Raw genomic sequence first — 7,403 nt, 5'->3', positions numbered from 1 at the left:
ACCGCGCCGAGCCCGGCCGCGCCGGCGTCGGCCGCCGTGTCGCCGCCCTGCCCCGCGTTGCGCATCAGCTGCTTCATCAGCGCGTCGGCGACGCCGATCCCGCGCTTCGACATCTGCTGCGCGAGCTGCTGGTCGAGCATCGACGTGTACATCTTCGACGTGTGCGAATCGAGCAGCCCGCCGTCGGGCGTCGCGTCGCGCATGCTCTTGAGCATCATCTGCGTGAACATCGCGTCGAACTGGCCCGCGACCGCCTTCGCGCCGGCCTGCGGCGACTGCCTCGCCTGCGCGCGCAGCGCGTCGAAGCCCTGCACGTCGAGTGCGAAGCGCTGGGTAAGATCGTTCGCGTCGGGAAGGTTCGCTGCCATTTAGATCACCTCCAGGTCGGCGCGCAGCGCGCCGGCCGCCTTCATCGCCTGCAGGATCGACATCAGGTCCGCCGGCGTCGCGCCGAGCGAGTTCAGCGCCTTCACGACGTCGGCGAGGTTCGCGCCGGCCGTCACCATCTTGAGCGCCCCGTTGTCCTGCTTCAACTGGATCTGCGACTGCTGCGCGACCACCGTCTGCCCGTTCGAGAACGGCCCGGGCTGCGACACCACCGGCTGCGTGTTGACGACCACCGACAGGTTGCCGTGCGCGACCGCGCAGCTTTGCAGCGTCACCATCTGGTTCATCACGATCGAGCCGGTGCGCGCGTTCAGGATGACCTTCGCGGCGGCCTTGTCCGGGCTCACGTCGAGGTTCTGCAGGCGCGCCATGAACGCGACCTGCTGCGCGGAATCGGCCGGCGCGGCGAGCTGGATCGTGCGGCCGTCCAGCGCCGTCGCGGTGCCCGGGCCGAAGCTGGAATTGACCGCGGACACGATCCGCTGCGCGGTGCCGTAGTCCATGTCGTTCAGCTGCAGCTGCAGCACGCCGTTCATCTGTGCGATCGCGTTCGGCACCGAGCGCTCGACGATCGCACCGCCGACGATCCGGCCGGCCGCGAGCTGGTTCACCTGGACGCGGCTGCCGTTCGCGCTCGCGCCCGCGCCGCCGACCGCCATGTTGCCCTGCGCGAGCGCATACACCTGCCCGTCCGCGCCTTTCAGCGGCGTGAGCAGCAGCGTGCCGCCGCGCAGGCTCTTCGCGTTGCCGAGCGACGACACGGTCACGTCGAGCGCCTCGCCCGGCCGCGCGAACGGCGGCAGCGTGGCGGTCACCATCACGGCCGCGACGTTCTTCAGCTGCATGTTGTTCAGCGACGACGGGCCGCCGTTGGCCGACCCGTTGTTGATCGAGATGCCGAGGTTCGCGAGCATGTTCGCGAGCGTCTGCGTCGTGAACGGCGTCTGCATCGTCTGGTCGCCCGTGCCGTCGAGGCCGACGACGAGGCCATAGCCGATCAGCGGGTTGTCGCGCACGCCCTGGATCTGCGCGAGATCCTTCAGGCGTTCCGCGTGCGCGCTCGGCGCGCCGAACGCGCAGGCCGCCAGCACGAGCGCGGCGGCGATCCGCGCGACGGCCTGCACGCGCGACGACAGTCGGTGGAAAAGAAGCTGCGGCATCGTCATCACCACGGTGCGAGGTTGAGGAAGAAGCGCTGCAGCCAGCCCATCGTCTCGGCTTCGTTGATATAGCCCTTCGACGAGTATTCGATCTTCGCGTCGGCGACCTGCGTCGAGTAGACCGAGTTCGCGCCCGAGATCGTGTTCGGGTTGACGACCCCCGAGAAGCGCACGAACTCGTTGCCCTGGTTGATCAGCATCTGCTTCTCGCCGCTGACGACGAGGTTGCCGTTCGGCAGTACGTTGGTGACGGTCACCGTGATCGTGCCGTTGAACGTGTTCGCAGCACTCGCGCCGCCCGTCGCCGCGAACTTGTTGGCGCCGGCCGCCGACATGTTCGCCTTCGCGAACAGTCCGCCGAGGAAGCCGGCCGTCGGCACGCTGAAGTCGGTGTTGCCCTGCCGGTTGGTGTTCGCACCCGACGACTTGGTCGCGTTGATGTTCTCCGCGATCATGATCGTCAGGATGTCGCCGATGTTGCGCGGCCGCTGGTCCTCGAACAGCGGCCGGCCCGCGTAGCCCGGGTTGTAGATCGAGCCGGGCGCCTGCATCGACATCGGCATCGGCGGCTGCGCCGTCATCGGCTGCTGGATGATCGGATCGCGCGGAATCTGCGCGCAGCCGGCGAGCGCGGCCACCGCGAGCGCGCACACGGCGCGCACGGGGGCTGACGGGAGGAGGCGAACCTGCTTCATGGCGACGACTGGACTTTCCGGTTAGCTCTTCATCTGCGTGACGGTCTGCAGCATCTGGTCGGACGTCGTCACGGCCTTGCTGTTGATCTCGTACGCACGCTGCGTCTGAATCATGTTGACGAGCTCCTGCACGACGTTCACGTTCGACGCCTCGACGTAGCCCTGATTGAGCACGCCCGCGCCGTTCAGGCCCGGTTGCGCCACGTTCGGCGCGCCCGACGAGGTGGTTTCGGCGAACAGGTTCTCGCCCTTCGCCTCGAGGCCGGCCGGGTTGATGAAGGTGGCGATCTGCAGCGAGCCGATCTGCACCGCGTTGCTCGAGCCCGGCTGCGTGACCGACACGACGCCATCCTTGCCGATCGTCAGCGACTGCGCGTTCTGCGGCACGGTGATCGCTGGCAGGATCTGGTAGCCGCTCGACGTGACGAGCTGGCCCTGCGCGTTGGTCTGGAACGAGCCGTCGCGCGTGTACGCATTCGTGCCGTCCGGCATCAGCACCTGGAAGAAGCCCGCGCCGTTGATCGCGACGTCCTTCGAGTTGCCCGTCTGCGTGAGGCCGCCCTGCGTGTACAGGCGCTCGGTCGCGACCTGCTGCACGCCGGTGCCGAGCTGCAGGCCCGACGGCAGTTCGGTCTGCTGCGTCGAGTTCGCGCCCGGCTGGCGGATGGTCTGGTACAGCAGATCCTCGAACACCGCGCGCGACGCCTTGAAACCGTTCGTGCTGGTGTTCGCGAGGTTGTTCGAGATCACGTCCATCTGCGCCTGCTGCGCATTCATGCCGGTGGCGGCAATGTAGAGCGAACGGTTCATGTTGAATCTTCTCCTGGTAGCGAGGGCCGTGCCGCTCAGCTGAAGTTGAGCAGCTGGTTCGCCGACTGCTCGTTCTGGTCGGCCGTCTGGATCAGCTTCGACTGCAGCTGGAACGCCCGTGCGTTGTCGATCATCGCGACCATCGCGGTCACCGGGTTCACGTTGCTGCCTTCGAGCGAATTCGGCGTGACGACCACGCTCGGGTCGCTGTCGGCCGGATTGCCGTCGGCGGTGCGGAACAGCCCGTCGTTGCCGCGCGCGAGCGTGGCCGGATCGGGGTTCACGAGCTTCATCTGGTCGACGATCGCGACCGCGGTCGGCGGGTCGCCCGGCATCAGCGCGGACACCGTGCCGTCCTTGCCGATCGTCACTTCCGCGTTCGGCGGCACCGAGATCGGGCCGCCGTTGCCGATCACCGGCAGGTTGCTCGCGTTGACGAGCTGGCCGTTTTCATCGACATGCAGGTTGCCGGCGCGCGTGTACGCCTCGCTGCCGTCGGCCGTTTGCACCGACAGCCAGCCGGCGCCCTGCACGGCGACGTCGAGCGGGTTGCCGGTGCGCGTGATCGGACCCGGTGCGTAGTCCGCGCCGGGCGTCGACGCGAGCACGTAGGTGCGCGTCGTCGTCGGGTCGCTCGTGCTGCCGTCGCCGAAATTCATCGGCACCGCGCGGTAGGTCGCGAGCTGCGCGCGAAAACCCGTCGTCGATGCGTTCGCGAGGTTGTTCGCGACGATCGCCTGCTGGTCGAGCGACTGCGACGCGCCCGTCATCGCCGTGTAGATCAGTCGGTCCATGGCTGCCGGTTATCCGCGCGTTACAGGTTGATGAGCGTCTGGTCGACGGTCTGCTGCGTCTTGATCGTCTGCGCGTTCGCCTGGTAGTTGCGCTGCGCGGTGATCAGGTTGACGAGCTGCGACGTCAGGTCGACGTTCGAGTTCTCGAGCGCGCTGCCCTGCAGCGTGCCGTGGTTCGTGCTGCCCGGCGCCGAGATCTGCGGCACGCCCGACGCGGCCGTTTCCGCGTACTGGTTGCCGCCGAGGTTGACGAGTCCGTTCGGGTTGTTGAAGTTCGCGATGGCGATCTGGCCGAGCACCGCCGTCTGGCCGTTCGAGTAGTTGCCGGTCAGCTTGCCGTCCGAGCCGATCGAGAAGGTCGTCAGCGTGCCGCTCGCGTAGCCGTCCTGCGCGAGGTTGTTCACGCCGTCCTTGCCGCCGAATTGCGTGGTGCCGGTCAGGTCGAGCGTGAGCGGCTGCGGCGTCGTCGAGCCGTCGGTGGTCGGCACGGTGAACTGGAACTGGCCGACCGACGTGGTCGGCACGGCCGGCGTGCCCGTCGTCGTGCTCTTGATCGCACCCGACGAGTCGAACGTGACCGTGCCGAGGTCGGTCGTGGTGCCGCCCTGCACGCCCGCGTACGCTTCCCACGTGCCCGCCGCCGATTTCACGAAGTACATGTTGACCGCCTGCGAGCCGCCGAGCGAGTCGTACACCTGCACCGACGTCGAATAGTTGTACGTCGAGGTGTCGGTCGCGTCGAACGGTGTCTTGGTCGGCACCTTGTCCTGCGAGTTCAGGTTGAACTGGCCGGTGATCTTGGTCGTGGCGGTCGGCGAGATGTTGGTCGTCGGCGCCTGCAGCGGCACGGTCTGCGCGGTATTCACCACGCCGTTCTTGTCGGCCAGGTAGCCCATCAGGTTCAGGCCCTGCGCGTTGACGATGTAGCCGTTCTTGTCGCGCTGGAACGTGCCGTCGCGCGAGTACGTCGTCACGCCGTTGTTCGACATCTGGAAGAAGCCGTTCCCGTTGATCGCGACGTCGAGCGACGAGTTCGTCGTGTTGATCGTGCCCTGGCCGAACTGCTGCTGTACCGATGCGAGCGCCGTCCCGATCCCGATCTGCGTGTTGACCGACGTCGCGATCGAGTTCGCGTACATGTCGGAGAACTGCGCGGTGCTCGACTTGAAGCCGACCGTGTTCGCGTTCGCGATGTTGTTGCCGATCACGTCGAGCGCGTTCGATGCGCCGGCGAGGCCGCTCAGACCCTGTTGATAACCCATTTCGGTCTCCGTTTTCGAGAAAGCTGGATCAGTTGGTGGTGGTGGCGTCGGAGGACGACGACGATGCGGTGTTCGGGAAGATCGACGCGACCTGGGTGAGCCCCACGGTCGTGCCGTTCGACAGCACGAGCCCCGCCGTGCCGTCCGCCTGCTTGATCACGCTCTGTACCTGCGCGGCCGCGAGCACGGTCGGCGCATACGTCTTGCCGTCGCTGCCCGTGTACTGCGCGCTCACGGTGTACTTGCCGTCCGGCAGCGCGTTGCCGGCCGCGTCGGTCGGCGTCCAGTTGAACGGCACCGTGCCGGCCGACTGCTTGCCCGCGTTGATCGTGTTGACGACGGCGCCCGAGCTGTTCTTCACGGTGATCGTCAGGTTCGACACGTCGTTCGCGAGCGACACGCCGAACGGCGACGCCGCGCCGCTCTTCACCGCGACGCCGTTGCCCGGCGCGAGCACGTTCGTGCCGATCAGGAGCGCGGCCTGCGTCTGCTGGCCCGCCGCGAGCTGGCTCGATAGCGACGTGAGCGACGTGTTCAGCTGCGCGATGCCGCTCACCGTGTTGATCTGGGCGAGCTGCGACGTCATCTGCGAACTGTCGACGGGGCTCGTCGGATCCTGGTTCTGCAGCTGCGTGACGAGCAGCTTCAGGAACGTCGCCTGCAGGTCGCTCGCCGACGTGCCGGTCGTCGACACGTTGCTGGTGTTCATCGTGTCGGTCGGCAGGGTCGACACGTTGGTGCCGTTGCTGCCGATCGTCGTGCTGGTGGATGTCATCCTGAATGGCCTTGTGTCGGAACTGTCGGGTCTGGGGTCTCGATGTCTCGGTGTCTCGATGCCGAAGCTCGCCCGGCGCGGCTTACGAGCCGATCGTCAGCGTCTTGAGCATCAGCGTCTTCGCGGTGTTCAGCGTCTCGACGTTGGCCTGGTACGAGCGCGACGCCGAGATCATGTTCACCATCTCCTGCACCGGATCGACGTTCGGCATCTGTACGTAGCCGTTCGCGTCGGCGGACGGGTTCGCCGGGTCGTAGGTCGACTTCATCGGCGACGGATCGTCCATCACCTTCGTCACGCGCACGCCGCCCACGCCCTGGCCGGACGCGGTGCGCGCGCCGCCCATCGGGTCGGTCGCGAACACGACCTGCTTGGCCTTGTACGGCTTGCCGTCGGGGCCGGTCGCGCTGTCGGCGTTCGCGAGGTTCGACGCGGTGACGTTCAGGCGCTGCGATTGCGCGGACAGCGCCGAACCGGCGACGCCGAAGATGTTCATCAACGAGGGCATGGAGGCTCCTTGTTCGGGGGGCGGAAGCGGCGCGCGCTTACGAGTTCGTCGAGATCGCGGCGATCATCGCCTTGATCTGCTGGGTCATCACGGTCATCCCGGTTTCGTAGTGCAGCGCGTTGTTCGCGAACTGCACGCGCTCGACGTCGAGATCGACCGTGTTGCCGTCGAGCGACGGCTGCAGCGGCATCCGGTATTGCGAACGACCGTAGTCGTCGGCCGGGCCGCCCGTGGGAATCAGCTTCGCGGTGCCGGCCATGTGGCCCGGCGCCGTCGACACCATCGTCATCCCGCTCGCCACGCCGGCCGGCTGCGCCATCGGCAGCTGCGCGGCGTTGCTCGGCGCGAGGCCGCCGTGGGTCTGCTTCAGCGAGCGCGCGAGGGTCGACGCGAAATCGACGTCGCGGGCCTGGTAGCCCGGCGTGTCGGCGTTCGCGATGTTCGACGACAGCAGTTCCTGCCGATAGGCGCGCACGTCGAGCGCCTGTCGGCCGAACGCGAATTCGGCATCGAGTTTGTCCAGCATGTGTGCGTCTCTCCGTATGAAGCGCTGCACGCCCGTTGCGCCGGATGGCGACCCAAGGGGCTTTTTTCCATGACAGCGATGGTAGGCGTCGCGCGCAACCGGCAATCGGGCGAATAACGCGGCAAAGGCCCCCTCTATTCATCGTTTGCGCGACGGCCCCGCTCCCTAGAATGCGAATCGGATCAACGGTTTCTAGGACACGGCGATGACAGGCAGCGCACTTCGGGCAAACGACGGACGCCGGACGCGTGTGCCGCGTGCGTTCGCGCTCGCCGCGGCGCTGTGGCTCGCGGTGCCGGTTGCGCACGCGGACGACGGGATGATCGTGATCCCCGGACGCGGCGAGACGGCCGAGACGGCGCTCGCGCATGCGAATGCGGCGAGCGGCGGGCAGTTCGGCGGGAATGCGGGGATGGCGTCGGGTGCGGGCATGGCGTCGGGAGCGGGAGCAGGCATGGCGATGGCGGCCGGTGCAGCCGGCACCGA

The 7,403-nt window shown here is 67.5% G+C and carries 9 protein-coding genes and 1 pseudogene; 1 reads left to right on the top strand and 9 read right to left on the bottom strand.

Annotated features, from left to right (window positions below; translation table 11 throughout):
- From F3J14_RS32330 to flgB, 9 genes are all read right to left on the bottom strand, one after another.
- Positions 1 to 368 (bottom strand): rod-binding protein (locus tag F3J14_RS32330; protein ID WP_211080415.1); only part of this gene is annotated, 368 nt, incomplete at its 3' end.
- Positions 369 to 1,553, bottom strand: a complete 1,185-nt coding sequence (locus F3J14_RS32325; protein WP_166726380.1) for a flagellar basal body P-ring protein FlgI — start codon at positions 1,551 to 1,553, stop codon at positions 369 to 371. It lies immediately after the preceding gene.
- Positions 1,553 to 2,242 (bottom strand): flagellar basal body L-ring protein FlgH, encoded by a 690-nt coding sequence (flgH, locus tag F3J14_RS32320; RefSeq protein ID WP_006755142.1) that lies wholly within the window; start codon positions 2,240 to 2,242, stop codon positions 1,553 to 1,555. Before flgH ends, F3J14_RS32325 begins: the two co-directional genes overlap by 1 nt.
- Before the next feature lie 21 nt (positions 2,243 to 2,263).
- Positions 2,264 to 3,052 (bottom strand): flagellar basal-body rod protein FlgG, encoded by a 789-nt coding sequence (gene flgG / locus F3J14_RS32315; RefSeq protein WP_006755141.1) that lies wholly within the window; start codon positions 3,050 to 3,052, stop codon positions 2,264 to 2,266.
- A gap of 35 nt (positions 3,053 to 3,087) precedes the next feature.
- Positions 3,088 to 3,846, bottom strand: coding sequence for a flagellar basal-body rod protein FlgF (gene flgF, locus F3J14_RS32310; RefSeq protein ID WP_166726379.1), 759 nt, complete (start codon positions 3,844 to 3,846; stop codon positions 3,088 to 3,090).
- 20 nt (positions 3,847 to 3,866) lie between these two features.
- Entirely contained in the window at positions 3,867 to 5,108 is a 1,242-nt protein-coding gene (gene flgE / locus F3J14_RS32305) for a flagellar hook protein FlgE (protein ID WP_166726378.1), read from the bottom strand.
- Between the two features lie 28 nt (positions 5,109 to 5,136).
- Positions 5,137 to 5,883 (bottom strand): flagellar hook assembly protein FlgD, encoded by a 747-nt coding sequence (locus F3J14_RS32300; RefSeq protein WP_166726377.1) that lies wholly within the window; start codon positions 5,881 to 5,883, stop codon positions 5,137 to 5,139.
- A gap of 82 nt (positions 5,884 to 5,965) precedes the next feature.
- The gene (gene flgC / locus F3J14_RS32295) at positions 5,966 to 6,391 is read right to left on the bottom strand and encodes a flagellar basal body rod protein FlgC (RefSeq protein WP_006755137.1); all 426 of its coding nucleotides are present in this window, start codon (positions 6,389 to 6,391) and stop codon (positions 5,966 to 5,968) included.
- 37 nt (positions 6,392 to 6,428) lie between these two features.
- Positions 6,429 to 6,917: a flagellar basal body rod protein FlgB gene (flgB, locus tag F3J14_RS32290; RefSeq protein WP_012364906.1), complete on the bottom strand. Its 489-nt coding sequence runs from the start codon at positions 6,915 to 6,917 to the stop codon at positions 6,429 to 6,431.
- 205 nt (positions 6,918 to 7,122) lie between these two features.
- On the opposite strand from flgB, the pseudogene F3J14_RS32285 reads away from it, so the two are divergent.
- Positions 7,123 to 7,403, top strand: a pseudogene (locus F3J14_RS32285) (flagellar biosynthesis protein FlgA); the annotation flags it as partial.

It is taken from the genome of Burkholderia sp. Tr-862, from assembly GCF_011753085.1.
Lineage (GTDB): Bacteria > Pseudomonadota > Gammaproteobacteria > Burkholderiales > Burkholderiaceae > Burkholderia > Burkholderia ambifaria.
This window is presented reverse-complemented; position numbering and strand designations above follow the sequence as displayed.

Excerpts from the sequence above, each read along its gene's own strand:
- F3J14_RS32325 (WP_166726380.1), bottom strand. The coding sequence starts at position 1,553 with ATGACGATGCCGCAGCTTCTTTTCCACCGACTGTCGTCGCGCGTGCAG.
- flgH (WP_006755142.1), bottom strand. The coding sequence starts at position 2,242 with ATGAAGCAGGTTCGCCTCCTCCCGTCAGCCCCCGTGCGCGCCGTGTGC.
- flgG (WP_006755141.1), bottom strand. The coding sequence starts at position 3,052 with ATGAACCGTTCGCTCTACATTGCCGCCACCGGCATGAATGCGCAGCAG.
- flgF (WP_166726379.1), bottom strand. The coding sequence starts at position 3,846 with ATGGACCGACTGATCTACACGGCGATGACGGGCGCGTCGCAGTCGCTC.
- flgE (WP_166726378.1), bottom strand. The coding sequence starts at position 5,108 with ATGGGTTATCAACAGGGTCTGAGCGGCCTCGCCGGCGCATCGAACGCG.
- F3J14_RS32300 (WP_166726377.1), bottom strand. The coding sequence starts at position 5,883 with ATGACATCCACCAGCACGACGATCGGCAGCAACGGCACCAACGTGTCG.
- flgC (WP_006755137.1), bottom strand. The coding sequence starts at position 6,391 with ATGCCCTCGTTGATGAACATCTTCGGCGTCGCCGGTTCGGCGCTGTCC.
- flgB (WP_012364906.1), bottom strand. The coding sequence starts at position 6,917 with ATGCTGGACAAACTCGATGCCGAATTCGCGTTCGGCCGACAGGCGCTC.